The sequence below is a fragment of the Bradyrhizobium sp. AZCC 1577 genome, from assembly GCF_036924575.1.
GTDB lineage: Bacteria > Pseudomonadota > Alphaproteobacteria > Rhizobiales > Xanthobacteraceae > Bradyrhizobium.
On the sequence record NZ_JAZHRQ010000001.1, the window covers coordinates 2,435,836 to 2,458,621 of the forward strand.

The 22,786-nt window shown below is 63.1% G+C and carries 27 protein-coding genes and 1 pseudogene; 15 read left to right on the forward strand and 13 right to left on the reverse strand.

What is annotated here, in order from left to right; genetic code table 11:
* Nucleotides 1–125 precede the first annotated feature (125 nt).
* The 3 genes and pseudogenes from ettA (at nucleotide 126) to V1278_RS11380 (ending at nucleotide 3,762) form a co-directional block, all read left to right on the forward strand.
* Nucleotides 126–1,775, forward strand: a complete 1,650-nt coding sequence (gene ettA / locus V1278_RS11370) for an energy-dependent translational throttle protein EttA (protein ID WP_334364524.1) — start codon at nucleotides 126–128, stop codon at nucleotides 1,773–1,775.
* A gap of 127 nt (nucleotides 1,776–1,902) precedes the next feature.
* On the forward strand, nucleotides 1,903–2,493 hold the full coding sequence (locus tag V1278_RS11375; RefSeq protein WP_028347030.1) for a TIGR00645 family protein: 591 nt from the start codon (nucleotides 1,903–1,905) through the stop codon (nucleotides 2,491–2,493).
* Nucleotides 2,493–3,762, forward strand: a pseudogene (locus V1278_RS11380) (lytic murein transglycosylase). The gene V1278_RS11375 and the pseudogene V1278_RS11380 overlap by 1 nt, the downstream one beginning before the upstream one ends.
* 290 nt (nucleotides 3,763–4,052) lie before the next feature.
* Here the strand turns inward: V1278_RS11380 and V1278_RS11385 are convergent.
* Nucleotides 4,053–4,325, reverse strand: a complete 273-nt coding sequence (locus V1278_RS11385; RefSeq protein WP_057841791.1) for a hypothetical protein — start codon at nucleotides 4,323–4,325, stop codon at nucleotides 4,053–4,055.
* A gap of 256 nt (nucleotides 4,326–4,581) precedes the next feature.
* Complete coding sequence (locus V1278_RS11390; RefSeq protein WP_057841790.1) at nucleotides 4,582–4,893, reverse strand: hypothetical protein; 312 nt, start codon at nucleotides 4,891–4,893, stop codon at nucleotides 4,582–4,584.
* Nucleotides 4,894–5,085: 192 nt separating this feature from the next.
* Here V1278_RS11390 and V1278_RS11395 point away from each other — a divergent pair, with 192 nt between their 5' ends.
* From V1278_RS11395 to bfr, 3 genes are all read left to right on the forward strand, one after another.
* Nucleotides 5,086–5,295, forward strand: a complete 210-nt coding sequence (locus tag V1278_RS11395) for a hypothetical protein (RefSeq protein WP_334380769.1) — start codon at nucleotides 5,086–5,088, stop codon at nucleotides 5,293–5,295.
* A 30-nt stretch (nucleotides 5,296–5,325) separates the two neighbouring features.
* Entirely contained in the window at nucleotides 5,326–5,601 is a 276-nt protein-coding gene (locus V1278_RS11400; protein ID WP_334364522.1) for a (2Fe-2S)-binding protein, read from the forward strand.
* Nucleotides 5,602–5,751: 150 nt separating this feature from the next.
* A complete protein-coding gene (gene bfr, locus V1278_RS11405; protein WP_334364521.1) occupies nucleotides 5,752–6,237 on the forward strand; it encodes a bacterioferritin in 486 nt (161 codons plus the stop codon).
* A 211-nt stretch (nucleotides 6,238–6,448) separates the two neighbouring features.
* Here the strand turns inward: bfr and V1278_RS11410 are convergent, their stop codons facing one another.
* From V1278_RS11410 to V1278_RS11425, 4 genes are all read right to left on the reverse strand, one after another.
* Nucleotides 6,449–7,051, reverse strand: coding sequence for an MSMEG_1061 family FMN-dependent PPOX-type flavoprotein (locus V1278_RS11410; RefSeq protein ID WP_334364520.1), 603 nt, complete (start codon nucleotides 7,049–7,051; stop codon nucleotides 6,449–6,451).
* A 60-nt stretch (nucleotides 7,052–7,111) separates the two neighbouring features.
* Nucleotides 7,112–7,465 carry a hypothetical protein gene (locus V1278_RS11415; RefSeq protein ID WP_334380770.1) on the reverse strand — a complete coding sequence of 118 codons (354 nt, stop codon included), beginning with the start codon at nucleotides 7,463–7,465 and terminating at the stop codon, nucleotides 7,112–7,114.
* 196 nt (nucleotides 7,466–7,661) lie between these two features.
* Entirely contained in the window at nucleotides 7,662–8,726 is a 1,065-nt protein-coding gene (locus V1278_RS11420; RefSeq protein WP_334380771.1) for an alpha/beta fold hydrolase, read from the reverse strand.
* An 80-nt stretch (nucleotides 8,727–8,806) separates the two neighbouring features.
* The gene (locus V1278_RS11425; protein WP_065744474.1) at nucleotides 8,807–9,046 is read right to left on the reverse strand and encodes a DUF2188 domain-containing protein; all 240 of its coding nucleotides are present in this window, start codon (nucleotides 9,044–9,046) and stop codon (nucleotides 8,807–8,809) included.
* Nucleotides 9,047–9,176: 130 nt separating this feature from the next.
* Here V1278_RS11425 and V1278_RS11430 point away from each other — a divergent pair, with 130 nt between their 5' ends.
* Nucleotides 9,177–9,443 (forward strand): DUF2277 domain-containing protein, encoded by a 267-nt coding sequence (locus tag V1278_RS11430; protein WP_028347019.1) that lies wholly within the window; start codon nucleotides 9,177–9,179, stop codon nucleotides 9,441–9,443.
* A 10-nt stretch (nucleotides 9,444–9,453) separates the two neighbouring features.
* Here V1278_RS11430 and V1278_RS11435 read toward each other — a convergent pair whose 3' ends face one another.
* Nucleotides 9,454–9,768, reverse strand: coding sequence for a hypothetical protein (locus tag V1278_RS11435; protein ID WP_334380772.1), 315 nt, complete (start codon nucleotides 9,766–9,768; stop codon nucleotides 9,454–9,456).
* A gap of 267 nt (nucleotides 9,769–10,035) precedes the next feature.
* Here V1278_RS11435 and V1278_RS11440 point away from each other — a divergent pair, with 267 nt between their 5' ends.
* Nucleotides 10,036–11,091, forward strand: a complete 1,056-nt coding sequence (locus V1278_RS11440; RefSeq protein ID WP_334380773.1) for a medium chain dehydrogenase/reductase family protein — start codon at nucleotides 10,036–10,038, stop codon at nucleotides 11,089–11,091.
* A 206-nt stretch (nucleotides 11,092–11,297) separates the two neighbouring features.
* Here the strand turns inward: V1278_RS11440 and V1278_RS11445 are convergent, their stop codons facing one another.
* Nucleotides 11,298–11,450, reverse strand: coding sequence for a hypothetical protein (locus V1278_RS11445; protein WP_156438217.1), 153 nt, complete (start codon nucleotides 11,448–11,450; stop codon nucleotides 11,298–11,300).
* Between the two features lie 251 nt (nucleotides 11,451–11,701).
* On the opposite strand from V1278_RS11445, the gene V1278_RS11450 reads away from it, so the two are divergent.
* Complete coding sequence (locus tag V1278_RS11450) at nucleotides 11,702–11,899, forward strand: hypothetical protein (RefSeq protein WP_334364514.1); 198 nt, start codon at nucleotides 11,702–11,704, stop codon at nucleotides 11,897–11,899.
* A gap of 21 nt (nucleotides 11,900–11,920) precedes the next feature.
* Here the strand turns inward: V1278_RS11450 and V1278_RS11455 are convergent, their stop codons facing one another.
* Nucleotides 11,921–13,093 carry a cytochrome P450 gene (locus V1278_RS11455; RefSeq protein WP_334380774.1) on the reverse strand — a complete coding sequence of 391 codons (1,173 nt, stop codon included), beginning with the start codon at nucleotides 13,091–13,093 and terminating at the stop codon, nucleotides 11,921–11,923.
* A gap of 7 nt (nucleotides 13,094–13,100) precedes the next feature.
* Nucleotides 13,101–13,868, reverse strand: a complete 768-nt coding sequence (locus V1278_RS11460; protein ID WP_334380775.1) for an SDR family NAD(P)-dependent oxidoreductase — start codon at nucleotides 13,866–13,868, stop codon at nucleotides 13,101–13,103.
* Nucleotides 13,869–14,098: 230 nt separating this feature from the next.
* On the opposite strand from V1278_RS11460, the gene V1278_RS11465 reads away from it, so the two are divergent.
* Entirely contained in the window at nucleotides 14,099–14,644 is a 546-nt protein-coding gene (locus V1278_RS11465; RefSeq protein WP_334380776.1) for a DUF2380 domain-containing protein, read from the forward strand.
* Nucleotides 14,645–14,732: 88 nt separating this feature from the next.
* Here V1278_RS11465 and V1278_RS11470 read toward each other — a convergent pair whose 3' ends face one another.
* Complete coding sequence (locus V1278_RS11470) at nucleotides 14,733–15,122, reverse strand: RidA family protein (protein WP_213288421.1); 390 nt, start codon at nucleotides 15,120–15,122, stop codon at nucleotides 14,733–14,735.
* Between the two features lie 378 nt (nucleotides 15,123–15,500).
* Here V1278_RS11470 and V1278_RS11475 point away from each other — a divergent pair, with 378 nt between their 5' ends.
* Both V1278_RS11475 and V1278_RS11480 read left to right on the forward strand, forming a co-directional pair.
* On the forward strand, nucleotides 15,501–15,941 hold the full coding sequence (locus V1278_RS11475) for a hypothetical protein (protein ID WP_334380777.1): 441 nt from the start codon (nucleotides 15,501–15,503) through the stop codon (nucleotides 15,939–15,941).
* 46 nt (nucleotides 15,942–15,987) lie between these two features.
* Entirely contained in the window at nucleotides 15,988–16,533 is a 546-nt protein-coding gene (locus tag V1278_RS11480) for an HD domain-containing protein (protein WP_334380778.1), read from the forward strand.
* Nucleotides 16,534–16,536: 3 nt separating this feature from the next.
* Here the strand turns inward: V1278_RS11480 and V1278_RS11485 are convergent, their stop codons facing one another.
* Both V1278_RS11485 and V1278_RS11490 read right to left on the reverse strand, forming a co-directional pair.
* A complete protein-coding gene (locus V1278_RS11485) occupies nucleotides 16,537–17,040 on the reverse strand; it encodes a DUF1993 domain-containing protein (protein WP_334364509.1) in 504 nt (167 codons plus the stop codon).
* A gap of 284 nt (nucleotides 17,041–17,324) precedes the next feature.
* Nucleotides 17,325–18,674, reverse strand: a complete 1,350-nt coding sequence (locus V1278_RS11490; protein WP_334380779.1) for a lytic murein transglycosylase — start codon at nucleotides 18,672–18,674, stop codon at nucleotides 17,325–17,327.
* 285 nt (nucleotides 18,675–18,959) lie between these two features.
* Between V1278_RS11490 and V1278_RS11495 the strand changes: the two genes are divergently transcribed.
* Genes V1278_RS11495 through V1278_RS11505 form a run of 3 tightly spaced genes read left to right on the forward strand, consistent with a single transcriptional unit; the run spans nucleotide 18,960 to nucleotide 22,613 of the window.
* A complete protein-coding gene (locus V1278_RS11495) occupies nucleotides 18,960–19,829 on the forward strand; it encodes an FAD binding domain-containing protein (RefSeq protein ID WP_334380780.1) in 870 nt (289 codons plus the stop codon).
* A gap of 3 nt (nucleotides 19,830–19,832) precedes the next feature.
* Nucleotides 19,833–20,309 (forward strand): (2Fe-2S)-binding protein, encoded by a 477-nt coding sequence (locus V1278_RS11500; RefSeq protein WP_334380781.1) that lies wholly within the window; start codon nucleotides 19,833–19,835, stop codon nucleotides 20,307–20,309.
* 18 nt (nucleotides 20,310–20,327) lie between these two features.
* A complete protein-coding gene (locus V1278_RS11505) occupies nucleotides 20,328–22,613 on the forward strand; it encodes a xanthine dehydrogenase family protein molybdopterin-binding subunit (protein WP_334380782.1) in 2,286 nt (761 codons plus the stop codon).
* The last annotated feature ends 173 nt before the right edge of the window (nucleotides 22,614–22,786 follow it).

Below are 22,786 nucleotides of genomic sequence, written 5' to 3' on the forward strand. Positions count from 1 at the left end.
TGACGATCCCGTATTCATCCGTGGTGAACGGATGGAAAACGCCCCGCCGCGGTTGCCCTTTGGGGGCCGCGCCGCTACATCACGGCAGCAAATTTCCGTAAAATCCAACGATTCCAAGGATCGCGATGGCTCGCCAATTCATCTATTTCATGCAGGGTCTGACCAAGAGCTACCCGACCCGAAAGGTGCTCGATAACATCCATCTGAGCTTCTACCCGGACGCCAAGATCGGCGTGCTCGGCGTCAACGGTTCCGGTAAGTCGACCCTGCTCAAGATTATGGCTGGTCTCGACAAGGAATATACCGGCGAGGCCTGGGTCGCCGAGGGCGCCCGCGTCGGCTACCTCGAGCAGGAGCCGCACCTGGACCCTGCGCTTACCGTCCGCGAAAACGTCATGCTGGGCGTCGCCAAGAAGAAGGCGATCCTCGAACGCTACAACGAGCTGGCGATGAACTATTCGGACGAAACCGCCGATGAGATGACCAAATTGCAAGACGAGATCGAGGCCGCGAGTCTCTGGGATCTCGACAGCAAGGTCGACCAGGCGATGGACGCGCTGCGCTGCCCGCCCGACGATTCCGACGTGACAAAACTCTCCGGCGGCGAGCGCCGCCGCGTCGCGCTGTGCAAATTGCTGCTCGATCAGCCGGACCTCTTGCTGCTGGACGAGCCGACCAACCACCTCGATGCCGAGTCGGTGTCGTGGCTGGAAGGCCACCTGCGCAATTATCCCGGCGCGATCCTGATCGTGACCCACGACCGCTACTTCCTCGACAACGTCACGGGCTGGATCCTCGAGCTCGACCGCGGCCGCGGCATTCCCTACGAGGGCAATTATTCGTCCTGGCTGGTGCAGAAGCAGAAGCGCCTCGAGCAGGAGGGCCGCGAGGAGGCCGCGCACCAGAAGACGCTGGCCCGCGAGCAGGAATGGATCGCGTCCTCACCGAAGGCACGCCAGGCCAAGTCCAAGGCGCGCTATCAGCGCTATGAGGAGTTGCTCAAGCAGGCGAGCGAGAAGCAGACTCAGACCGCGCAGATCACCATTCCCGTGGCCGAGCGCCTCGGCCAGAACGTGGTCGATTTCGAAGGGCTCACCAAGGGGTTCGGCGACCGCGTGCTGATCGACGATCTCACCTTCAAGCTGCCGCCGGGCGGCATTGTCGGCGTGATCGGCCCCAACGGCGCCGGCAAGACCACGCTGTTCCGCATGATCACCGGGCAGGAAGAGCCGGACAAGGGCACCATCACCGTCGGCGAGAGCGTCCACCTCGGCTACGTCGACCAGTCGCGCGACGATCTCGACGGCAAGAAGACGGTGTGGGAAGAGATTTCCGGCGGCAACGAACTGATCCTGCTCGGCAAGCGCGAGGTCAATTCGCGCGGCTATTGCTCGTCGTTCAATTTCAAGGGCGCCGACCAGCAGAAGAAAGTCGGCGCGCTGTCGGGCGGTGAGCGTAACCGCGTGCATCTGGCCAAGATGCTCAAATCAGGCGCCAACGTGCTGCTGCTCGACGAACCGACCAACGACCTCGACGTCGATACGCTGCGCGCGCTGGAAGAGGCGCTGGAGGATTTCGCCGGCTGCGCCGTCATCATCAGCCACGATCGCTGGTTCCTCGACCGCATCGCCACCCACATCCTGTCCTTCGAAGGCGACAGCCATGTCGAATGGTTCGAAGGCAACTTCCAGGATTACGAAAAGGACAAGATGCGCCGGCTCGGCCAGGACAGCATCATTCCGCACCGCGTGAAGTACAAGAAGCTGACGAGGTGAACCAATCGGGCGTTTGCATGATTAGTGTCCCGCTTGTGCTGCGGCCAGTTGTCGCTTCACACGGCGGTGACAGTGCGTAGATATAGGCTTCATTCCGCAGTTCCAATCCTCCAGCGAGCCACCTCTGATGTCCCTTACCCCCGAAACACCCTTGCCGCCGAAAGGTAAGGGGAAGGCATTGCGCCCTGTTCCGATGCTGATCTTCGGCTCGCGGTGGCTGCAATTGCCGCTTTACGTCGGCCTGATCGTGGCGCAAGGCGTCTATGTCGTGCTGTTTCTGAAGGAGCTGTGGCATCTGTTCGCCCATGCCTTCGATTTCAGCGAGCAGCAGATCATGCTGGCGGTGCTGGGCCTGATCGACGTCGTCATGATCTCGAACCTGCTGGTGATGGTGATCGTCGGCGGTTATGAGACCTTCGTCTCCCGTCTCAACCTGCAGGGCCATCCCGATGAGCCGGAATGGCTCAGTCACGTCAACGCCAGCGTGCTCAAGATCAAGCTGGCGATGGCGATCATCGGCATCTCCTCGATCCATCTCTTGCGGACCTTCATCGAGGCCGGTGCACTGGCGTCGGGAAAAAGCGTCTACACCGAAACCGGCGTCATGTGGCAGACCATCATTCACACGGTCTTCATTCTGTCGGCCATCGGCATTGCCTATGTCGACCGGGTGTCGAACATGGCTATCGACGAAGCAAAGCGCGCCACTTCGCATTGATGGGCGGCCTGTCGATCATCGGATTTTCAGCTTTGCGAACGAGGGCGGCTGCCGCAGTTCTGATAGTGGCTGCGGTGACGCTCGCCGCGTCGCAACCGGCGTTCTCCGCCGACGCCGCCTTCACCCAGTTCATCGCCTCGCTATGGCCTGAGGCGCAGGCGGCCGGCGTGTCGCGCGCGACGTTCGATCGCGAAACGCAGGGACTGGAGCCCGACTACAAACTGCCCGATCTCTTGCTGCCCGGGCGGCCGCCCACCGGCGCGCCGTCGCAGGCCGAATTTGTGCAGGTGCCGGCCGACTATGTGAAGGAATCCTCGATCGCGCGGCTGGCGGCCGAAGGGCAGAAGCTGATGCAGAAGCATCGCGCCGCTCTCACCGAGATCGAAAAGCGTTTTGGCGTTCCTGCATCCATCGTGCTCGCGATCTGGGGCCGCGAGACTGATTTCGGCCGCTACCGGTTGCCGCACGATATGCTCCGCGTGGTCGCGACGCAGGCTTATCTCGGCCGGCGCAAGGATCAGTATCGCACCGAGTTCATTCAGGCGCTCAAACTTCTCGGCGAGGGCGCGGTGGCGCGCAAGGATTTCCGCTCGTCCTGGGCCGGCGCCACCGGCCTCACCCAGTTCCTGCCGTCCGAATACTACAAGCACGGCATCGATCTTGACGGCGACGGTCGTGTCGACATCTGGAATTCCGTGCCGGACGCGCTGGCGTCCGCCGCGCAGCAGCTCGTCAACAAGGGCTGGCAGGCGGGCGTGCGCTGGGCCTATGAGGTCAAGGCGCCCGCCAATGCCGATTGCACCATGGGCGTGCCCGAGGTGACGAAGCCGATCGCCGAGTGGCTGCGCGCCGGCTTTGTGCCGGTGCGCGGACAAAGGCTGAGTGCGGCCGAACAGGCGCAGCCGGCCTCGCTATTACAGGTGGAGGGCATCTACGGCCCGTCGTTCCTCACGACGAAGAACTATTTCGTCATCAAGGAATACAATTTCTCCGATCTGTATGTGCTGTTCGTCGGCCATCTCGCTGACCGCATGACGAGCCCGCTACCGTTCGCAACCCCGTGGTCGGCCTCGACGCAGTTGCGCTCCGCCGATGTCGAGGCCATGCAGCGTCATTTGACGCGCATCGGTCTCTACAAGGACAAGCTCGACGGCAAGGGCGGGCATGCAGACCCGTGCGGCGTTGGGCGCGTATCAGAAGTCGGCGGGCCTCAAGGTCGATTGCTGGCCGAGCGAAGCGGTGCTGCGTTCGATGAGCGCGGGGCGATAGTCACCCTCCCCTGGAGGGCCCGGAGGGGGAGGGTCGGCTCGTGTGGAGCGAAGCGACATGCGAGACGGGGTGGGGTGATCTCTCCACTCGGGCACTGTTGGACGCGGAGAGACCGTCACCCCACCCCGCCGCTCATTTCATGAGCGTCGACCCCCGAGCGAGCTTTGCTCGTCTCGGACCCCTCCAGGGGAGGGTGAGCAAACATCCGGATTTCTGTGGCGAAAACAAAAAGCCCGGCCGAGATATCGGCCGGGCCTTGATCAACGCGCGCAGATCGCGTTGATGTCAGATCAGTGGCAGACCTCGACGCGGCGATAGCGCCAGTCGTAGCCATCCCAGAAGCGCTCGCGAACCATGCGGCACGCCGGATAGGGCGCCTCTTCCACATACACCGGACCGCCGTAAGCCGGGCGGCTGGAGGCGATCGCGCCACCGATGATCGCGCCGCCGAGCAAGCCGGCCGCCACACCTGCGGCAACGCCACGCTGTGCGCTCGCGGGCGTCGAGGCAAGCGAACCGGCAATCGTTGCGACCGCGACGAAGGCAGCAAATGTCTTCTTCATGTCCTGGGCTCTCCTGGAGTGACGCCTTCGGGCGCCGGGTTTAGGGGATGACTCACACGTGTTTCGAACTGCCGCTCCGCTAAAAAAGCGCACATGGGTCAATCGAAAGTAAACGTCTTCAAACGGTCGTCGAAAAAAGCGGTCTTTTTCGGGCCGGAAATCGCATGCACCCCGGAAAAGCACTGCCTTTTCCGGGGTGTCGGGTGCAATTTAATGAAGATGAACGGCAGCTCGAGCGTTTTCGAGCGAAGCGGCTCTAGTCGCAGACCCTGACGTTGCGGACCCGCCAGCCATAGCCATCCCAGAACCGCTGTCGCTGCCAGATGCAGGACTCGCCGTAGCCGGGATCGACGACATAGGCCGGGCCGCCATAACCGGGCTCATAATAGCCCGGGCCGTAATAGTAACCGTTCTGCGAAGCAATCGCGCCGCCGACAATGGCGCCGCCGATCAATCCGGCGGCGACGCCCGCCGCAACGCCGCGCTGCGCCTGGGCGGGAGCGGGAACAGCCACGGCCGAAACGGCCAACGCGGCGGCGGCGCCGAGCGCCATCAATGTCTTCTTCATGGCCTCACCTTTCTCGTGGAGCAAACGACGTTAAGTTCCGTCCCGGCAAAAGTTCCACATTTCGCTTGAATGATCAATGAACGGCCGCGCAGGGCGGGGGCGACGAAACGGGAAGTGAGGCAAGTCACGGTGCGAAGACACCGAAATGTTCTTCTTTTTCCTTGAACGCAGGACACGGCGACGAGGGGCGGAATGGCGGTATTCATGCTGGCGGGCGCTGAGCGGAGGCGGCGGCAGCAGTGGCGGCGACTGATGCCGGAAACATCGGGAGATCAGCGCCCATTTGATCTACCGCAACACCGCCTTTTAGATTCATTCCAGTATTTCCCCGGCATCAGTTTGGAATTACTTGAAAATGCGGCTTTTCCTTTTGCATCTCGCAGCTCTCTTCCATATCGATGAGCAGGCATCACCAAGGGTTCTACCGGTTTCATGATCGTCTGTTCCTGCAACGTCCTGAGCGACCACGATGTCCGTAATGCTGTGACTGCAGCTTCGGACCTGCCGCGAAATCCCAAGCAGATTTACGGTTGCCTCGGCTGCAGCGCCGAATGCGGCCGCTGCGCGCGCACCATCAAGACCATCATCGATGAAGCGCTCGGCGCCTGCGCCAAGGAGTGCTGCTCCGGTTGCCCACACACGCGCCAGGCCGCCAACGACGAGCCGGCGCAGGAAACCGCTCCGGCCTTCGCCCTCGCGGCCTGCTGAAATCCGTCTGAAATCCCTTCGAATTTCCCCGATTTCCCCGGTTCCCGCCGCATTTTTGCGCGGAACAGTTGCTCTTGGCTCCAAACTGATTTAGAAGCGTTCTAAATACAGTGTCAGGCCGTGTCGGCCTGAGGAAATTGGAGTGGACCCATGCAGGGCGATCCCAAGGTCATCGACTATCTCAACAAGGGCCTGCGCAGCGAGCTCACCGCGATCAACCAGTACTGGCTGCACTACCGGCTCCTGAACAATTGGGGCCTTTTGGATTTTGCCAAGGTCTGGCGCAAGGAATCCATCGAGGAGATGGAGCACGCAGACAAGTTCACCGACCGGATCCTGTTCCTCGACGGCTTTCCCAACATGCAGGTGCTCGATCCGCTCCGGATCGGCCAGAACGTCAGGGAAATCATCGAATGCGATCTCGCAACTGAGATGACCGCGCGCACGCTCTATCAGGAAGCGGCGACCTACTGCCATGGCGTGAAGGATTACGTCTCGCGCGACTTGTTCGAGACCGTGATGAAGGACGAGGAACATCACATCGACTTCCTCGAAACCCAGCTTGACCTGATCCAGCGCATCGGGCTTGAGCTCTACACCCAGAAGCACGTCGGCGGCCTCGAGAACGGGGACTGACTTTCTTACCCTCCCCTGGAGGGGAGGGTCGGCTCGTATGAGCGAAGCGAATGCAAGACGGGGCGGGGTGACGGTCTCTCCACTCGGGGACTGATCGAGCGGAGAGACCTTCACTCCACCCCGCTGCTCATTTCATGAGCGTCGACCCCCGAGCGAGCTTCGCTCGTCCGGACCCCTCCAGGGGGGTGATCAGGATCTTGCCGAGACAATCCTACAACTGCGTCTTGTAGCGCTCGTAGATCTCCGCCTGGCTTTCGCGCTCGCCAAGTCCGGTCTGGTCGTGGATCACTTCGCCGATGCTCGGCATCACCGAGCGTTCGACCTGCGTGGCCGCCCACAGTTTCGAGCGCATCAGCGCCTTGCCACAGTGGAAATAGGCTTCCCTGACGTCGATATGCAGCACCGCGCGCGGCGGCTTGCCGAATTCGATCATCGACGCCATCAGCTCCGGATCGACGGATAGCTTGCCCTTGCCGCCGACGCGCAGCGTCTCGTCGATCCCGGGCACGAAGAAGATCAACTGTACGAAGCCCGAGCCCTCGACGATGTTGCGGAAGCTGTCGATGCGGTTGTTGCCCGAGCGATCCGGCATCAAGAGCAGGTTCGGTCCCGCGACATGGACGAAGCCGGGATTGCCGCCACGCGGCGATGCATCGACGCTGCCGTCCGAACCTGAGGTGGCGAGCACACAGAACGGCGACATGCCGATGAATTTTTTCGCATGCGCGTCGATCTCCGGCCGCGCCTTGGCGACCACGCGCGGCGTGGGAGCGGGATAGATCGTGGCGAGGTCGCCAGGGGCAAGATCGGACAAGGGCGGCTCCTTTCGATTTTCCTTCAGATTATCATCCGCCGGTGCCACCGTCATCTTGAACTAGACCGCGTCCGCCGGCACGAAGCAGCTAATGATGATGCTGCCGCGGTGGTGCACGTACCACACCACGGCTTCGCCGACCGGGTTGCCCTGGTCGCGAATGACCGCGCGCTCGGGCACCTGCATCCATTGGCCCTCGATCGGCACCCAATAGGCGCCGCCGCGAACATCGTAGCTCGTGCGGTGCCCGTCGGAAATATCGCAGCACGGCACGCCGTTCGGCGCGATCACGCTCTTGAACCAGGCGCGGATATCCGGCGGCACGTGATCGTACTGGCCCCTGTCGACAGCGAGCGCTGCGCCGGCCAGCACCGAAAGGCAGACGAGCAAGCCGAATGGCGCAAGCCTTCGCATCCGATCCTCCGCTGCGTCGCCTCTTCCTCGCGACGGCGCATGCCGCTCACGATTCGTAATCTGAGGACAATTCAAGCGGAGCCCGCTTGTCGATGCACGCTCAAATAATGAGCGATGTGGGCGAAGCAGACTTGATGCGGTGCGAAATCATGGCTTCTTGTGGCGCGCGGATTGTGCCCTTTCCAAAGGCCCTGGCTTACATCGCCCGTTGCGGCGCGCTCTGCAGCGACTCCTGCAGCTCCTTCTTGTAGAACTTCGCATTGCCGGTGGTGAGATGGCCGCGCGTCTCGCTGGAGGCCGGGATCAGGAACAGGCGTCCGTTCTTGACGCGCTTCATCGCCGCCTCGGTGACGCCGGTTTCCGGCGGATTGCGCTCGTCGTCGGCGGCATTGATCAAGAGCAGCCTGGCCTCGATCTTCTCCAGCGACGGCGCCGGATTGTAATCGCGCGAGGCTTCCCACTGGTAGATGAAGTCGTTGGCATCGGCGCTGATGGCGGTTGCCAGCCGGTCATCGACCATCTTGTCGGCCTTCGCCGCCGTCGGCGCCAGCGCCTGATAGGCCAGCGTGCCGCCGGCGGTCGCGATGCCGAAGGCGTTGATGGCGTATTTCATCATGCGCGGCTGGACGGTGTAGTTGCCGCCATTGTAATCGGGATCGTTCCGGATGGTCTCAAGCATCATCCGCCGCAGCATCCAGTTGCGTGCTGCCATCTCGGTCGGCTGCGAGGCCATCGGCACCAGCGCGTCCATGAAGTCAGGATATTTGCCGCCCCAGATCCAGGTGTGCATGCCGCCCATCGAATTGCCGATCACGAGCCGCACGTGTTTCACGCCGAGTCCTTCCGTGACCAGGCGGTGCTGCGCATCGACCATATCCTCGTAATTGTATTTCGGAAACGCCGTCTTCAGGCCGTCGGAAGGCTTTGACGATTTGCCATGGCCGACGCTATCCGGAATGATGATGTAATATTTCGCGGCATCGAGCGGCTGGCCGGGGCCGAACAACTCCCCGCCGAATCCGGCCGTCAGCATGCTGGCCGCGGAGCCGCCCGAGCCGTGCAACACCAGCACGGGCTGACCGGTCGGCTCGCCGATCGTGGTGTAGTGCAACCGCAATTCCGGCATCGTCTCGCCGGTGTGGAATTTGAAATTCTTGGCGATCCAGTCGCCCTGCTTGGGTGCGGGATAATCGGCGGCGAAGGCGGTGATGGAGGTCAGGGCCAATGCGGCGGCCGAAAAGGCGGCGTGCGAAAAATTCATCATGGTCTCCCCAAAACTGCGGCCGTCTTTGCGGACCGCTTGACAGGGGAACCTAGCACACCAGACCGCCGAACAATGCACTAACCTTCCACTTCGGTTTCCGGCCGGTCATTGCCGGCGGCGGTCTCCGACCGCCATTTTCCATCATCGGTTTCGTATTCGATCACCTCGGTGCGCCCGGGCACGCGCTGCTCGGCGGCCGCGCGCCGGGCGGCTGCCAGCGCCGTGGCGCGGTTCGGAAACGGCTCGGAAAACACGCCGTTGACGGTGTAGGCCCAGCCGCCGTCATGTTCGACGATCTTGTAGGTCACGTGGGGCATCGGGAACTCGCTGCTTGCAGGTGCCGACAGGGGTGAACACGCCGCTAGTTTCATGACAGAATAAGCCACGCCGTCGGATTTTGCACCGGCCGTTCGTCCTTGATCGAAGACCTCTGCAGAAGAGAGAACCATGTGCCGTAACATCAAGACCCTGTTCAATTTCGATCCCCCGGCCACGCACGCGGAAATCCATGCCTCCGCGCTGCAATTCGTGCGCAAGCTCTCCGGCTTCAATTCGCCCTCGCAGGCGAACGCCGAGGCGTTCAACCGCGCGGTTTCCGAAGTCTCCGACAGCGCGCGGCGTCTGCTCGCCTCGCTGCAGACCAACGCGCCGCCGCGCGACCGCGAGGTCGAGGCCGAGAAGGCGAGGGAGCGGTCACGGGCGCGGTTCGGGTAGGGGCGTGGGCTCATCGACGCGAATGACATTTCGGAAGTCGCGTCGCCCTGCTGAACGCCGCGCGGACAGCCTCATTTGCCGGCCAGCCGCAGAGGATGCCCAATGGAATTCCCATCCACCATGATGCGCGGAAACCCACGATTGCAACGCGAATGCGATCAGGAACGTGAAGATCGATCACTCGAAACTGAATAAACTTGAACTTCGTGTAGTATTCCGGCGAGACGGAGTAGCTAATCTGATCGTGTATCATGCCGAACAAGGCGGCGGCCGCAACTGCCGCAGGCAGGAACACAAGAAAGACGCCGATTTTCTTCACGGCCAAGGCTCTGCTTTTCAAGAATCGCAATCAATCACCTGCACTTTCGGCCTGCGCCGGTTAATCACCGGTATAAGCGGTAGCGGTAGTGCCTGCATTGAATCCGAGCGTCTGGAATTGGCCCCTTTGAGACGTGCCTCCGGACTCTAAACATGTCTGCTTTTTGAGGTAGACCGGAAGTGGCCTGCGCGCCGTCAGAACGACGCAACTGACCCATGAAGGACATGTATGTTCGACAAGCGGTGAACCCGTCGCTATATTCGACGCATGGCGTTGCAATACATTCGTATCGCTCGGTTCGGCGGCCCCGAGGTCCTAGAACTGGCGGAACAGCCGACAATTCCCCAACCCGGCCATGGCGAGGTCCGCATCAAGGTGCTCGCTGCCGGCACCGGCTTCACCGATACCTTCATCCGGCGCGGCCGTTACCCAGACTTCAAGGGGCCACTGCCGTTCACCCCGGGTTACGACCTTGTCGGCGTCGTCGAAGAGGCCGGACCCGGCGTGCCTGCCCAGCTCACCGGACAGTTGGTTGCTGATCTCTGTGTCGTCGGTGGGTACGCACAGTATGCGATCCGCCCCGCGCGCTTTCTCGTGCCGGTCCCCGATGGCGTCGATCCCGCCGAAGCCGTGTGCATCCCGCTGGCCTATCTCACCGCCTACCAAATGCTCACCCGATACGGTCGCCTACCGCGCGGAGCAACTATCCTCGTAATTGGTGCCTCTGGCATGGTCGGCACGGCGCTACTCGATCTGGCGCGCCATCTCGGCCTGAAGGCGATTGGCACTTGCTCGGCGACCAACATGGCTGTGGTAGAGCGCTTCGGCGCAACGGCGATCGACTATCGCGCCAGCGACTTCGTCGCGGCTGTGCGCGGGCTCACCGCAGGGCGTGCGGGCGGGGTCGGCGTCGATGCAGCCTTCGATGCGATTGGCGGCGCGCATTTCGCGCGGTCATTCGCTTGCCTCGCACCCGGCGGCCTACTCGTCGGCTACGGTGCCCAGACAATGGCAGTTGGCGGCGCAGGCTTGGCGTCAGCGGCACTCGGTTTGGCGCGGCTCAAACTGTGGAACGCATTGAGCGGTCTGTTTGGCGGCCGTCACGCCGTGTTCTACAACATCACCTCACGCCGATCAGCGCACCCAGAAGATTTCAAAGCTGACATGGTCACGCTGTTCGACCTACTTCGCGACCGCGCTATCCATCCCGTAGTTATCGACCGTCTGCCCCTCGCGGCCGCGCGCGAGGCCCACACCCGCATCGATGCCGGCGGACTCGGCGGTAAGATCGTGCTTCTACCCTGGCCCCAAGGCGTGATTTCAGGATGATCGCCTTTGAGACTTTCTCGTCTGCAAGTGCCAAGGTCTGGAATTGGCCCTTTTGAGACATGCCGACCGGCCCTGGCGATGTCCGTTCACCGGGGTACACCGGAAGTCTTCGTCAGACGGTGAAAACGACGCTTTTGACCCATTGGGGTCTTCGCTCCAGCAGACCTAATGGCAAGGGCTACGATTAGGCTGCCTCAGTTGGCGCCCTATGGTGGCGTGTAAGGAGCAGGCGTGAACAAGCAGGCCTCTTCCGCTCCTCCTTTGAGACGACAGTCCCAAAACTTCTCGACCATGATGCCCGCAATGATGATGGACAGCACTACTAGGCAAAACACCGCCAGCCGATTATCTGCTTTCATTCTCTCGCCTCACTTAGCGGCACGTCTATAGACCCGACTCCTGTAGATGCGGTTACTGCATGTTCGCTTATTGGCCCTTTCGGACCTCACGCGATGTCCGATGTGAGTCCGGAGCGCGCATCAAAGCGGAAGTCCGCCAACCACTCTGGATTTTGTGGGTTCATAGCCTCGACGCAGCGTGACGCTGCTCACGGTGCGGCGAGGTCGCAGCGCTCATGGTGCCATCCATCGCCAGCCATCGGAGGGGTATCATGGATCAGGCAACGCGGTTGAAGCTCGGCGCCATCTTCTTCACGATCTTCTGGGTCGGCGGAATGTTGTGGTGGAGCGGCGAGTATCATCCCGCCAATATCATCATTCTCTCGGTTTGCGGCGCGCTGGCCGGCTATTTCTGGTACCGCGCGATGCATTGGTCGTTCCGCCGCATGCGGCTCTTGCCGCACGATTGATGCCTGCGCGGCAGAGAGACGCTAGTTCGCATCCCAGTTCACCGGAAGATTGAGCAATCCTCGAAACGCCCAGCCGCCGATCCGCACCGGTTCGCGCTCGTCCAGCCGCAGGCCCTGCAGCCGCGCGAACAGGCTCGGCAACGCGACGTTGGCCACCATGGCGCGCGAGGCAAATGCGCCGGCGCAATAATGCGGGCCGGCGCCGAAGGCGATGCTTTTTTGCGTATCGCGCGTGATGTCGAAACGGTCGGGATGGTTGAAACAGGCCTCGTCGCGGTTGGCCGAGCCGAACATGAAGAACACGCGGTCCTCCGGTTCGAAGTCGACGCCGTGATACGTCCACGGTTTTGCGACGCGGCGCGGCGACATCTGGATCGGCGCGATCCAGCGCGCATATTCCTCGAACACGTCGATCCACTTTGCTTTTCCCTCGTGCACCAGCGCGAGCTGATCGGGATGCGTCAGCAAGGCCCAGGTCGCGCCTGATATCGCATCGCGCGGCTCGTTCTGGCCGCCGGAGATCGCAAGCTTGATGTTGGCGCGGATGCTTTCCATGTTCTGGCCTGAAACCAGCAGCACGCTCAGGATCGAGGTGTTGGGGTGTTTCTTCACCACCGGAATCATGTCGTCGATCGCGGCGTCAATGCCGGCGGTCGCGGCATGGCAGCGCGCCTCGACCTCCTTGTTGCCGGTATAGTTGGCGATGCCATCGATCATCGCCTGCGACCATGCGTCCATGTCCTCGTAGCGCATGTTGGTCAGCCCGGTGACGTCTTTTAAGCATTCGGCCGACAGCGGCAGCGCGAACGCCTTGCAGAGATCGGCGGAGCCTTGCGGCACGAGCTCATCAAGGATGCGGTCGGCATGGGCTTGGAATTGCCGGATCCAGGTATCGCGCACCGTGCGCGGCGAGACGGCGGGAAACATCGCCTGCCGCTCCGTCATGTGCGCTTCGCCGTCCTTGCGCATCATGTTGTGGCCCATCAGCACGTTCATCAGCCCGTTCGGCTGATGCGAGGAGAACACGTCGATGCGCTTCTCCTGGGTAAAGATGTCGTCGCGCCGGGTGAACACGGTCGAGCCGAGCTGCGGCACGAACGCGATCGGCGTCTCTTTCCGCATCTTCGCCAGCGCGGGATAGGGATCGGCCCAGAAGGCGGGGACGTCGATGTCGAAATGCGGGGCATTGGACATGATGACCTCACACCGCCCGATAGCCGCCGTCGACCATCACGATCGATCCGGAGACGTAAGCCGACAGATCGGACGCCAGGAAGATCGCGGGGCCGACGATGTCCTCCGCGGTGCCGGCACGTCCCAGCGGCGTGTGATCCATGAAGGTCTTCACCAGTTCCGGATTGTTGGCGCGGGCATTGGCGTTCAGTGGCGTTGCGATGAAGCCGGGGCCGATTGCATTGACGCGGACGCCTTCCTTGCCGAGTTCGGCGGCGAGCGCCTTGGTGAAGCCGAGCACGCCGTGCTTGGAGGCGGTGTAGGCCGGCGAGCTCGGCGTGCGCACATGCACAAAGGACTGGATCGAGCCGATGTTGACGATGCGCCCCTTGCTCGCGCGCAAGGGATCGAGAAAGGCATGCGTCACGTTGAAGACGCCGGTGAGGTTGATCGCGATAATGTCTTCCCAGTCGCTGATCACGGCCTCTGCCGCGCCCAGCATGCCGTTGCGGCGGACGATGCCGGCATTGTTGACGAGGACCGAGACCTGGCCGACCTTATCGGCGATCTGCTTCGCCATCGCGACGCAATCCTCGCGTTTGCTGACGTCGAGCGCAAAGCTGTCCGCATTGCCGCCGGCGTCGCGGATTTCCCTTGCCGCTTCTGCTACCGCGTTCTCGTCCCTGTCGAGCAGCACGACCCGCGCGCCCTCCCGTGCATAGCCGCTCGCAATCGCGCGCCCGATACCGGAACCTGCGCCGGTGATGACGGCGATGTGATTTTGGAGAAGGGGCATGGCGCGTTTCCTCTTGCTTGGTTTTGCCAGAGGATAGCAAGCACGCCCGCTTGTACAAGAGGGACGATTTCGTAGGGTGGGCAAAGCGATAGCGTGCCCACCATCGCGAAGACATAAGAAGGGTGGGCACGGCGCTGCGCGCCTTTGCCCACCCTACACATGTCGGTTACAATTTGCTCCGGTCGGCAGCGTGGCGATGCCGACGTCGGAGTTGAAGGAAGCCAGGCATCATGCAAGCGGCAACCGGATGGCGCGTCTCACGCCGGCGCAATGGCGCAAGCGCCGTGCTGACGATGCTCTGCGCGCTCGCCGCATTGTCGCTTGCATCGAGCGGATCGCCGGCCGCCGCGCCGATCGCGGTCGCGGTTGCGGATTTCGATTATTTCGATACTTCCGGCGAGGTCACGGACCAGAGCGTTGAGCATCAAGCGCGAGTGGCGTCGTTTGCCGCGTTGCTGCGCGACAATCTCGCGGCGCAGGGCGGTTATCGCGTGGTGCCGATCGAATGCCCCGATCATCCCTGCACGGCCACCAGCATGTCGCAGGACGTCTTCATCGCCGCCGCGCGCAAGGCCGGCGCGCGACTCGTGGTCTATGGCGGCATCCGCAAGATGAGCACGCTGGTACAATGGGGCGAAATCCAGTTGCTCGACCTCGAAGCCGAGAAACTGTTGATGCGGCGAACGGTGACGTTCCGCGGCGACAACGATGCCGCCTATCGCCATGCCGCCGATTTCGTCGGCAATACACTGAAGGAAACCATGCCGAAGCCGTGAGATGTTCCGTAGGGCGGATTAGCGTAACGTAATCCGCCGACCTTGCCGTGAATGGCGGATTACGCTTCGCTAATCCGCCCTACGCTTTCTACGCCTTCGTCAGTGAGGCAACAGCTTCGATCTCGATCAGCATCTTCGGGTCGGGCAGCGCCTGCACCACGCAGGTGGTGCGGGCGGGGTAGGGCGCCGGCCCGAACGCCGACGCATACAGCACGTTCATCGTGGCGACGTCGGATGCGCGCGTCAGCAGCACGTTGACCTTGACCAGATCGCGAAACGTCGCGCCGGCCTCGTCGAGCACGCGCTTGATGTTGGCGACAACGAAGCCGAACTGCGCCTCGAAACCATCCGCCAGCGCGCCCTTGTCGTCAAAACCCGGAATGCCCGAGATGAACAACAGGTCGCCGGTGCGCGTGGCAAAGGATAGCGGCGGGGCCTTGACGCCGGCGGGCGGCGCAAAATGCTGGATCGGGGGCATGGGACACCTCGTGGCTGGTTCGGTGCCTTGAAGCCTAACGCGCCGCTGCCTCGCTGGAAAGGCAGCGGCGCCCGCGCTTCACGACCCGCCGATTGGTTTGTAGGTCCCGCCCGTCAGGGAATTCACCCGACACGAAATAGCGGGTTACGGTTGCTGCGACAGTAATGCAGTTCACAGGGCCGCAATTTTTTGTTCGTGCAATCGTGATGAAATTGTGTCGGGCGCACGGCGCGGGTCGGCACACAGAGCATCGCGCAGGGCGTGATTATGCTTTGCCCCTTGCGCCGATCGGCTACAATCCGATAGTTGCGACTCAATCTGCACCGCAAAGCCCGCCCGACACTTTTCCGATTTGCAAGCCCTCCGGAGATACGATCCATGAACATGCCATCCGCCGTTCGCGCTACCGTGCTCGCGTTAGCGGCCTTCGCCGGCGTCACGCTGTCGTCCGCCGCGCATGCCGACGAAGGTTTCGTGCAACTCACGATCTACAAGGCGGGATGGATCATCGGCGGCTCCGGCGGCAGCGGCGTTCTGAATTTTCACGGGCGACGCTATCCGCTGTCGACAGGCGGGCTCGACTACGGCCTGGTGTTCGGCGGATCGAAGACCGTGCTGCGCGGCCGCGTCAGCAACATCTATCGCCCTTCCGATGTCGCCGGCGTCTACGGCGCAGCCGGCGCGGGCCTGGCGGTCGGCCGCGGCGCCCGCGCGATCGTGCTCACCAACCAGAAGGGCGCAGTGCTGGAATTGACCGGGCACCAGGTAGGCTTGATGGCGAACGCCGATCTCAGCGGATTAGCGATCACGATGCGGTAGCGGTTGTTGGAATGGGGCGCGCGAATGCGCGCCGCGGAGCCTTGCGATGAACCGCGACCAGCTTGTCACCGCCTACACGGCGCCGGGCCGCCACTATCACAACCTCACGCACGTCGAAGACTGTCTCGCCGCGCTCGCGCGCGTCGACAATCTTGCGGAGCGCGAGCGCGAAATCCTGACCGAGGCGATCTGGTGGCACGATGTCGTTTACGACCCGACCCGCGCGGACAATGAAGAGCTCAGCGCGCGGCTGGCCGAGCAGCACGTCCGCGAGGATATCGGAGCGGAAGTAGCCCGCCTGATCCGCCTGACAAAGACACACGACATCCAGGGCGACGATCGCCTGGGCGCCATTTTGATCTCGATCGACCTCAGCATTCTCGGCGCGGAGCCCGCGCGCTACGACGCTTACGCCGCCGCGATCCGGCAGGAGTTCATCCACGTGCCGGACGCTGACTATCGCGCCGGCCGCGCGCATGTGCTCGGCCAGTTCGCCGCGCGGCCAGTGATCTTTCCCGATCCGGCCTTTGCCGCAGGATATGACGGCCAAGCCCGCGGAAACCTTGCGCGCGAGCTAGCCGCTTTGCGCTGACGATTACCTCACCCCGAGAAAATCGCGCTTGCCGATCTCGACGCCATTATGGCGCAAAATGCCGTGCGCGGTGGCGGCGTGGAAGTAAAAATTCGGGAATGCGAAATTGACGAGATATTGCTGGCCCTTCATCGTCATGGTGTTGCTGGGGCCGATCGGGAAGGTCACTTCGCGCGTCTCGCCGCCCTCGAACTGCGCCGGCTTGAATGCCTTCACATAATCGGTCGTTTTCGCGATCCGCTGCTGCAATTCCTCAAAGCTCTTTTCGGTGTCGGGTATGGATGGCACTTCGTTGCCGGTCAGCCGGGCGCAGGTCTTCGCGGCAAAATCGCAGGCAGTCTGCACCTGGCGTGTCAGCGGATACATGTCCGGGTAAAGCCTGGCATTGAGCAGCACTTCGGGCTGAATGTTCTTTGCCTTGCAATGCGCTTCCGCCTTGCCGAGCAGGCCGGAAAGGCTGCCGAGAATCTGCAGGAAGGCGGGCACGGTTAGGTCGTGGAAAGACATGCGATGCTCTTTTCGTGATGTGGAAATTCATCTCAAGAGGATGAGGTGCTGCTCGAGATGGGAAGCGCCCTAGGAAATGCAACTCGGGCAGGATGCTGATGCAGCGAAATATTCCGAACGCGCGTGACGCTGCTGAAGCTCGCCCCGCTTGCGGAGAGAGGTCGGATCGCATCGTCAGATGCGATCCGGGTGAGGGGGTACAGGTCTCTCGGATAGATTTCGCTCGCGGATCGAGCCCCTCACCCCAACCCTCTCCCCGCGAAGAGCGGGGAGAGGGAGAAGAGCTACCGCGCCGCCGGCATCACCAGGCCGGCCGGCTGCGCCTGGACGCTGGGGCCGCGCATCCGCGCCAAGAGCTCCGCCGTCGGCCAGGAATCCGCCGGCAGGCCGTATTTGATCTGCATCGCCTTCACCGCCGTGCGGCTCAACTGTCCCATCACGCCGTCGACCTTGCCGACATTGTAGCCGGCGCGCACCAGGAGCTGCTGCAGCTCCTTCAGTTCGTTGAGCGGCAGTTGTGCGACCGGCGCCGATGGCTGCCGCATTGGCGGGGCGCCGGCGATGCGGCTGGCGAGATAGGCGGCGGTGGTCGAATAGATCAGCGAGTTGTTCCACTCGGTATAGGCGGCGAAATTCGCATAGGCCAGGAACGCCGGTCCGGTGCAGCCCATCGGCAAGAGCAGCGAGGCCGGCAGGTCGTCGTTCGGCAGCGGCCGGCCGTCGGGATAGGTCACGCCGAGCTGCGCGAATTTTGCGCGCGGCAGCTTTGTCGTGAGGTCAGCCTGCTCCCACGGAAAATTTTGCGGCGCGCGCACTTCCTGCAGCCACGGCTCGCCGCGCCGCCATTTCAAACCGTTGGCGATATAGTTCGCGGTCGAGCCGATCACGTCGGACGCGCTGCGCAACAGGTTGCGGCGGCCGTCGCCGTCATAGTCCACCGCGTAGTTGAAGTAGTGCGTCGCCAGGAACTGCGTCTGCCCGAGTTCGCCGGCCCATGCGCCGATCATCTCGCTTGCCGTCAGATCGCCGCGTTCGATGATCCTCAGCGCGGCGATGGTTTCCTTGCTGAACATCTCGGAGCGGCGGCAGTCGTAGGCCAGCGACACCAGCGAGCGCAGCGTATGCAGATTGCCTAGCTCGGCGCCAAAACTGCTCTCCAGCCCCCAGAACGCGGCGATCACGGCCGGCGGCACGCCATATTCCTTCTCGGCGCGGTTGAACGCGGCCGCATGCATCCGGATTCGCGCCTGCGCATTTTTCGCCGCGCCATCGGACGCCCTGTTCCGTGCGAACTCGGTGAACACTTGGCCAAACACGCGCTGGCCGCGGTCGCGGTTGACGATGCCCTGGTCATAGACGAGGTAGGGCGCCGCTTCGGCCAACGTGCGCTGCGACACGCCCTCCGCGGCGGCCTGCTGCTTGAGGTCGGCCAGGAAGCGGTCGAACGACAGGCCGTTGTGGCAAGCCGCGCCGCGGGGTGCGCGCGGAGCGGCGGCCGGCGGCTGCTGACCGGGTGCCGGTGCGACCACAGGTCTCGGTGCGGAACGGACAGGCGAGGGAGCCGTTTGGGCGATGGCGGGGGATGAAAGTGTCAGGGACGCCGTGGCAGCAACGAGGAATCTGAAAAGCGGCATCCATCCCCCACAAAAATCGTGAATCCGAAGCCCGGGTTTTAGACCGGCTGACTGCATTAGCCAACGGTGTTGCAATGACGGCGGATGGGACGCTGCCCAAGCGATCCCCGCCGCGGCTCAATCGGCCGCGCAAGCACCGTCACGCGCATAGGAGCCTGCCGTATCAACCTGATCTCGCAGGCTGTTCCAACCGCTTTTCCCCGTGTAGGCTTGGCGTCTGCCCGACTTTTGAAGGTGAGCCGACAATCACTGGGGCGGGCGGAACGAGGGAGATGGCGGAAGACCATGACGGAACTCCGATATTTGGCGCCTGATACGCTTGACGAAGCGGTCGGTGCATTTGCGAAAGCCGGCAGCGCCGCGCGCATCCTGGCCGGCGGCACCGATCTTCTGGTGCAAATGCGATCGGGCGTGCTCAAGCCGGGCGTGATCGTCGACATCAAGAAAATCCCCGAGATGACCGCGATCGAACAGACCGCCGACGGCGGCTTTCGCATTGGCGCCGCCGTCTCCGGCATGGCGCTCGCCGAACACCGGAATTTTGGCAAGGTTTGGCCTGGCGTGCTCGAAGCGGTCAACCTGATCGGTTCCAAGCAGGTGCAGGGCCGCGCGTCTGCCGGCGGCAATCTCTGCAACGGCTCGCCCGCCGGCGACAGCGTGCCCGCGATGGTCGCGGCCGGCGCCACCGTCACCGTGCAGGGCCCGGATGGCCGCCGCGAGATGAAGGTGGAGGACGTCCCCGCCGGCCCCGGCCGCACCAACTTAAAGCCCGGCGAGATCCTCGTCAGCTTCACGCTGCCGCCGCGCCCGCCCGGATCGAGCGATGCTTACTTGCGCATGATACCGCGCACCGAAATGGACATCGCCGTGGTCGGCTGCGGTGTCAGCCTCACCATGAAGGACGGCACCGTCACCGCCGCCCGCGTCGGCTTGGGGGCGGTGGCGCCGACCGTGCTGCTGGTGGAAGACGCTGCGAAAGCGCTGATCGGCTCAAAGCTCGACGACGCCGCGCTGGCGAAGGCAGCCAGCGCCTGCTCCGCCGCCTGCCGCCCGATCGACGACAAGCGCGGCACCATCGCCTATCGCATCAAGGTGGCCGGCGTGCTGCTCAAGCGTACCGCCGCGATCGCCGCCCAACGCGCGCAAGGAAAGTAATTCATGGCTAAAGTTCACGTCACGACCACCATCAACGGCGAGCCGATGGAATTTCTGTGCGAGCCCAGCGATACCATGCTCGACGCGCTACGCGGGCCGCTTGCCCTGACCGGCTCCAAGGAAGGCTGCGCCTCCGGCGATTGCGGCGCCTGCTCGATCACGATTGACGATCGGCTGGTCTGCTCCTGCCTGATGCTCGCCGTGGAATCCGAGGGTCACGATATCAGGACCATCGAGGGCCTGGCTCAGGGCGAGCGTCTGCATCCGCTGCAGCAAAAGTTTCTCGAAATGGCCGCGCTTCAGTGCGGCATCTGCACCTCGGGCATGCTGGTCGCGTCCGACGCGCTCCTCAAGAAAAACCCGGACCCGAGCGAGGAGGAAGTCCGCTTCTGGCTCGCCGGCAACCTCTGCCGGTGCACCGGCTATGACAAGATCGTCCGCGCGGTGATGGAAACCGCTGCCGAAATGCGCGCGCACTAATTTTCGGGAGATAGCCCCATGAACCTCGTCACCAACAACAAATGGATCGGCCAGCGCACCATTCGCCCTGATGGCATGGACAAGGTTACCGGCCGCGCCCAGTTCGCCGCCGACACCACCATGCCCGGCATGATCTGGGGCAAGGTTTTGCGCAGCCCGCATCCGCATGCGCGCATCAGATCGATCGACACCTCCAAGGCCGAGAAACTGCCGGGGGTGAAGGCCGTCGTCACTTCGAAAGACATCGTCGATTTCCCGATCGAGAAGGGCGCTGTCATGCTGGGCATCCAGGACATGCGCTGGATGTGCCGCAACGTGATGGCGCGCGACAAGGCGCTATTCCCCGGGCACCCCATCGCGGCCGTCGCCGCGACTACGGAAGCGATCGCCGAGGAAGCCTGCAAGCTGATCGAGGTCGATTACGAGGTGTTGCCGTGGTCGATCGAGATTGACGATGCGCTCAAGCCCGATGCGCCTGTTCTGCACGAGTTCAACAAGTTCGACGGCAAGCCCTCCAACATCGTCGGCCGCCTCGAGCACAAGAAGGGCGACATCGCGGAAGGCTTCAAGAAGGCCGACATCGTCATCGAGCGCACCTTCACCACGCGCCCGGTGCACCAGGGCTATATCGAACCGCATGCCTGCCTGATTTCGGTGGCGCCAGACGGCAAGACCACGATCTGGAGCTCCAGCCAGGGCCAGTTCATGGTGCGCGCGATGACGGCCTATCTCACCGGCATCCCGCAGAGTGACATCCGCGCCATCCCCGCCGAGATCGGCGGCGGCTTTGGCGGCAAGACCATCGTCTATCTCGAACCGCTCGCAACCTTGCTTGCGAAAAAATCCGGCCGTCCGGTGAAGATGGTGATGACGCGCGAGGAAGTGATGCGCGCGACCGGCCCGACCTCAGGCTCGAAAAGCACGGTGAAGATCGGCGCGACCACGGACGGCAGGATCGTCGCCGCGCATGGCACCTTCTACCTGCAGGCCGGCGCCTTCCCGGGCTCGCCGATCCGCGGCGCCGCGGGCTGCAGCTTCACGCCCTATGACATTCCGAACCTGCTCTCGGAAGGATATGACGTCTGCTCCAACCGCTCGAAGGTCGCGGCCTATCGCGCGCCGGGCGCGCCGATCGGCGCCTATGCGGTCGAATGCGTGCTCGACGAAGTCGCGGAAGCCTTGAAGATGGACCCGCTCGACTTCCGCCTGAAGAACGCCGCCAAGGAAGGCACCAAAGCCGCGCACGGCCCGGTGTTCCCGCGCATCGGCTATGTCGAGACGGTGGAAGCGGCTAAAGCCTCGCCGCATTACGCCGCGCCGCTCGGCGACGGCAACGGCAAACTGCAAGGAAAACTAAGAGGAAGGGGCGTTGCTTCCGGCTTCTGGTTCAACGCCGGCGGCGAATCTTCCGCGCAGGTCAACATCACCGAGGATGGCAACGTCGTCGTCACCACTGGCCATCCCGATATCGGCGGCTCGCGCGCCGGCATCGCCAACATCTGCGCCGAGTTGCTCGGCATCGACTACCGCCGCGTCTCCGTCATCATCGGCGACACCCAGACGGTCGGTTTCTCCAACCTCACCGGCGGCAGCCGCGTGCTGTTTGCGTCGGCGATGGTGGTGACGCAATCGACCGAAAAGATCATCCAGACGCTGCGCGAGCGCGCGGCCAAGATCTGGGAGATCGATCCCGAAGCGGTGAAGTGGGAGAACGGCGCGGCGCATCCGGCGAGCCCGAACGCCGGCCAGTTCGAGCCGCTGACGCTGGAAGAGCTCGCCGAGAAAGCACCTGCGATGGGCGGCCCCATCGGGGCCGGCGTGCAGCTCAACACCCAAGGCGCCGACGGCGGTTTCGGCACGCATGTCTGCGACGTCGAGGTCGACGTCGATCTCGGGATTGCGCGGGTGATCCGCTACACCGCCGTCCAGGATGTCGGCCGCGCCATCCACCCCGGCTATGTCGAAGGCCAGCTCCAGGGCGGCGTCGCGCAAGGCATCGGCTGGGCGCTGAACGAGGAATACATCTATACCAAGGAGGGCAAGGTCGATAACCCCGGCTTCCTCGACTACCGTATGCCCGTCTGCTCGGACCTGCCGATGATCGACTGCATCATGGTCGAGATCCCGAACCCGAAACACCCGCAAGGCGTCAAGGGCGTCGGCGAAGTGCCGCTGGTGCCTGTGATGGCCGCGGTGGCGAACGCGATCTACAACGCGCTGGGCAAACGCTTCTACGCGTTGCCGATGTCGCCGCCGAAGGTGCTGGAGGTGCTGGAAGCGCCGACGCAGCAGGCGGCGGAGTAGGGAGGCCGTATCGCCGAGCCGTCATTGCGAGCGAAGCGAAGCAATCCATAGCGCGGCAAATGGAGATATGGATTGCTTCGTCGCTTCGCTCCTCGCAATGACGGGCGTGCGTAGATGCCCGGATGAGCGAAGCAATATCCGGGACCTTCACTATCGTTCCCCGCATATCGCTG

Excerpts from the sequence above, each read along its gene's own strand:
- ettA (WP_334364524.1), top strand. The coding sequence starts at position 126 with ATGGCTCGCCAATTCATCTATTTCATGCAGGGTCTGACCAAGAGCTAC.
- V1278_RS11375 (WP_028347030.1), top strand. The coding sequence starts at position 1,903 with ATGTCCCTTACCCCCGAAACACCCTTGCCGCCGAAAGGTAAGGGGAAG.
- V1278_RS11385 (WP_057841791.1), bottom strand. The coding sequence starts at position 4,325 with ATGAAGAAGACATTTGCTGCCTTCGTCGCGGTCGCAACGATTGCCGGT.
- V1278_RS11390 (WP_057841790.1), bottom strand. The coding sequence starts at position 4,893 with ATGAAGAAGACATTGATGGCGCTCGGCGCCGCCGCCGCGTTGGCCGTT.
- V1278_RS11395 (WP_334380769.1), top strand. The coding sequence starts at position 5,086 with ATGGCGGTATTCATGCTGGCGGGCGCTGAGCGGAGGCGGCGGCAGCAG.
- V1278_RS11400 (WP_334364522.1), top strand. The coding sequence starts at position 5,326 with ATGATCGTCTGTTCCTGCAACGTCCTGAGCGACCACGATGTCCGTAAT.
- bfr (WP_334364521.1), top strand. The coding sequence starts at position 5,752 with ATGCAGGGCGATCCCAAGGTCATCGACTATCTCAACAAGGGCCTGCGC.
- V1278_RS11415 (WP_334380770.1), bottom strand. The coding sequence starts at position 7,465 with ATGCGAAGGCTTGCGCCATTCGGCTTGCTCGTCTGCCTTTCGGTGCTG.
- V1278_RS11420 (WP_334380771.1), bottom strand. The coding sequence starts at position 8,726 with ATGAATTTTTCGCACGCCGCCTTTTCGGCCGCCGCATTGGCCCTGACC.
- V1278_RS11425 (WP_065744474.1), bottom strand. The coding sequence starts at position 9,046 with ATGCCCCACGTGACCTACAAGATCGTCGAACATGACGGCGGCTGGGCC.
- V1278_RS11430 (WP_028347019.1), top strand. The coding sequence starts at position 9,177 with ATGTGCCGTAACATCAAGACCCTGTTCAATTTCGATCCCCCGGCCACG.
- V1278_RS11445 (WP_156438217.1), bottom strand. The coding sequence starts at position 11,450 with ATGAAAGCAGATAATCGGCTGGCGGTGTTTTGCCTAGTAGTGCTGTCC.
- V1278_RS11450 (WP_334364514.1), top strand. The coding sequence starts at position 11,702 with ATGGATCAGGCAACGCGGTTGAAGCTCGGCGCCATCTTCTTCACGATC.
- V1278_RS11455 (WP_334380774.1), bottom strand. The coding sequence starts at position 13,093 with ATGTCCAATGCCCCGCATTTCGACATCGACGTCCCCGCCTTCTGGGCC.
- V1278_RS11460 (WP_334380775.1), bottom strand. The coding sequence starts at position 13,868 with ATGCCCCTTCTCCAAAATCACATCGCCGTCATCACCGGCGCAGGTTCC.
- V1278_RS11465 (WP_334380776.1), top strand. The coding sequence starts at position 14,099 with ATGCAAGCGGCAACCGGATGGCGCGTCTCACGCCGGCGCAATGGCGCA.
- V1278_RS11470 (WP_213288421.1), bottom strand. The coding sequence starts at position 15,122 with ATGCCCCCGATCCAGCATTTTGCGCCGCCCGCCGGCGTCAAGGCCCCG.
- V1278_RS11475 (WP_334380777.1), top strand. The coding sequence starts at position 15,501 with ATGAACATGCCATCCGCCGTTCGCGCTACCGTGCTCGCGTTAGCGGCC.
- V1278_RS11480 (WP_334380778.1), top strand. The coding sequence starts at position 15,988 with ATGAACCGCGACCAGCTTGTCACCGCCTACACGGCGCCGGGCCGCCAC.
- V1278_RS11485 (WP_334364509.1), bottom strand. The coding sequence starts at position 17,040 with ATGTCTTTCCACGACCTAACCGTGCCCGCCTTCCTGCAGATTCTCGGC.
- V1278_RS11490 (WP_334380779.1), bottom strand. The coding sequence starts at position 18,674 with ATGCCGCTTTTCAGATTCCTCGTTGCTGCCACGGCGTCCCTGACACTT.
- V1278_RS11495 (WP_334380780.1), top strand. The coding sequence starts at position 18,960 with ATGACGGAACTCCGATATTTGGCGCCTGATACGCTTGACGAAGCGGTC.
- V1278_RS11500 (WP_334380781.1), top strand. The coding sequence starts at position 19,833 with ATGGCTAAAGTTCACGTCACGACCACCATCAACGGCGAGCCGATGGAA.
- V1278_RS11505 (WP_334380782.1), top strand. The coding sequence starts at position 20,328 with ATGAACCTCGTCACCAACAACAAATGGATCGGCCAGCGCACCATTCGC.